At 62.7% G+C, this 2,196-nt stretch carries 2 protein-coding genes; both read left to right on the forward strand.

Annotation, left to right across the window (positions count from 1 at the left end; all coding sequences use genetic code 11):
- Positions 1 to 115: 115 nt before the first annotated feature.
- On the forward strand, positions 116 to 652 hold the full coding sequence (gene gloA, locus H146_RS0117990) for a lactoylglutathione lyase (RefSeq protein ID WP_019953262.1): 537 nt from the start codon (positions 116 to 118) through the stop codon (positions 650 to 652).
- A 111-nt stretch (positions 653 to 763) separates the two neighbouring features.
- Positions 764 to 1,915, forward strand: coding sequence for an EAL domain-containing response regulator (locus H146_RS19940; protein WP_033195878.1), 1,152 nt, complete (start codon positions 764 to 766; stop codon positions 1,913 to 1,915).
- The last annotated feature ends 281 nt before the right edge of the window (positions 1,916 to 2,196 follow it).

Raw genomic sequence — 2,196 nt, forward strand, 5'->3', positions numbered from 1 at the left:
AGGATAGACCAGATTTTACGCCGAAAAGGGAGCATCATCCAGGCGCATAATCATGATTTCACGGTGATTTTTGGTTTTTCAGGACCGACTAATTATCGCAAGTGGAGCGAATCTTATGACCACCTTCACCGAGCAGGCCCCCGGCGTTGCCGAGCAGATGCCCGCCGCCGCCGAGGGCTTCACCCTCAACCACACCATGGTGCGTATCAAGGCGCCCGAGCGCTCGCTGCACTTCTACACCCACGTGTTCGGCATGCGCCTGCTGCGCAAGCTCGACTTCCCCGAAATGCAGTTCACCCTCTACTTCCTTACCCAGCTCTCGCCGGAGGACAGCATTCCCGAAGACCCGGACGAGCGAACCGTGTGGACCTTCAGCCAGCGCGGCCTGCTGGAGCTGACCCACAACTGGGGCAGCGAGGACGACCCCGAACTGAGCTACCATAATGGCAACGCCGACCCGAAGGGCTACGGCCACATCGGCTTCAACGTGCCCGATCTGGAAAGCGCCGAAACCTGGTTCGATGACATGAACGTCGAATTCATCAAGCGCCCCGACGCCGGAAAGATGAAAAACGTCATCTTCGTCAAGGACCCGGATGGCTACTGGATCGAGGTGATCCAGGCCGAGCTGATGGCCGGCGTCGGGAGCTGAGCGCCGCCGCCAGCCGCAAAAGCTACGAATCGTCGCATCCCGCAGCACCCACTTTTAATGATAAAAAGATAGTGCGGCCCTATATCGCAACATCGTAAAAGGGGGAGCAAAATGGCCAGGGGATTGATTGTCGAGAACGACCTTGAGCTACGCGCGCTAAGCGAGACCCTGCTCACTCGTCACGGCTTCGAGCCGCTAACGGCGAGCGGGCTGCAGACGCTGGCGCGACAGCCCGAGCTGCTCAAAAGCGATGTCATTCTGCTCGATTTCGACCTCGGCGAGTTTTCCGGGCTGGATGTCATGGAGTATCTCGACGACCTGCGCATCAACGCCGCCATCATCCTGATCAGCGCCAGCGACCAGCCCGGTGCCGAAGCGCTGCTCGATGCCGGCCGCGAGCACGGCCTGCGGATGCTCGGCTTCCTGCCCCGTGCGCAGATGGAGCGCGACCTGGGTGAACTGCTCGCCAAACTCGGTGGCAGTGACAGTGCCCCGACCGTTGAAGCGCTGGACAGCGCCATGGCCGGCGGCCACTTCTGTCTCGCCTATCAACCCCAGTTCGATCTGCGCAGCAACCGTACCCTGGGCGTCGAGGTGCTGCTGCGCTGGCGGGACCCGCAGCGCGGTATGCTCTACCCGGACAGCTTCCTGCCGCTGGCGGAACAGAGCGGGCGTATCGTCAGGCTCAGCTGGTACGTACTGGCGCTGGCACTGGCCCAGCGTCAGCGCTGGCAGGCGCGCGGCTGGCAGATCGAAATGTCGATCAACATTCCCGCGCAACTGCTGCGCTCGGAGCGCCTGCTGGCCGACTTCGATGCCCTTATCGAGCGCCACTGGGGCACCGTCAGCGGTATTACCCTGGAGTTGACCGAGTCCGCCGGTATTGCCTGCCTCGGCTACGCCCGCCACCTGCTGGCCGGCCTGCGGCGGCGCGGTTTTCGCCTGTCGCTGGACGACTTCGGTACCGGCTACGCTTCCATGACGCAGCTCTATCGCCTGCCGTTCGACGAACTCAAGCTCGACCGCAGCTTCGTATCGCGCTGCGACCAGGACCAGCGCGCCCACACCATCGTGAAAACCATGCTCGAACTCGGCCGTGGGCTCGGCCTGCGGGTGGTCGCCGAGGGCATCGAGACCCCGGCGCAGCAGCAGATGCTGGAAAAGGACGGCTGCGTTTATGGCCAGGGCTACGGTTTTTCGCGCCCCATGCTGGAAGCCGATTTCAACGACTGGTACGACCGCCAGCTCATCGGCGCGGCCTGAGCGCCGGCGAACGCGCGCCGCGCGGTAGCGCCTTCTGCTTTCTTGTGGCCGGCTATTCCGACGCCGGCCCGTTGACCGTATCCGCTCCCACTCCCGGCTGAGCCTTCGCCCCCGGAGTATCGTGCAGCTTCTCGCGCGAGGGCATATCGATGCGCACGCGGGGCAGCGCGTGCGGATACTCGCGGGTAATGAGTCGCCCCTGCTAAACCCCGATTTTTTCCGGGGAGTCGAATTCGGCTCTCCTTATACTGGCCAATGAGCACAAAAAATTGAAGATCATT

This window comes from Kushneria aurantia DSM 21353 (assembly GCF_000382245.1).
Lineage (GTDB): Bacteria > Pseudomonadota > Gammaproteobacteria > Pseudomonadales > Halomonadaceae > Kushneria > Kushneria aurantia.

Excerpts from the sequence above, each read along its gene's own strand:
- gloA (WP_019953262.1), top strand. The coding sequence starts at position 116 with ATGACCACCTTCACCGAGCAGGCCCCCGGCGTTGCCGAGCAGATGCCC.
- H146_RS19940 (WP_033195878.1), top strand. The coding sequence starts at position 764 with ATGGCCAGGGGATTGATTGTCGAGAACGACCTTGAGCTACGCGCGCTA.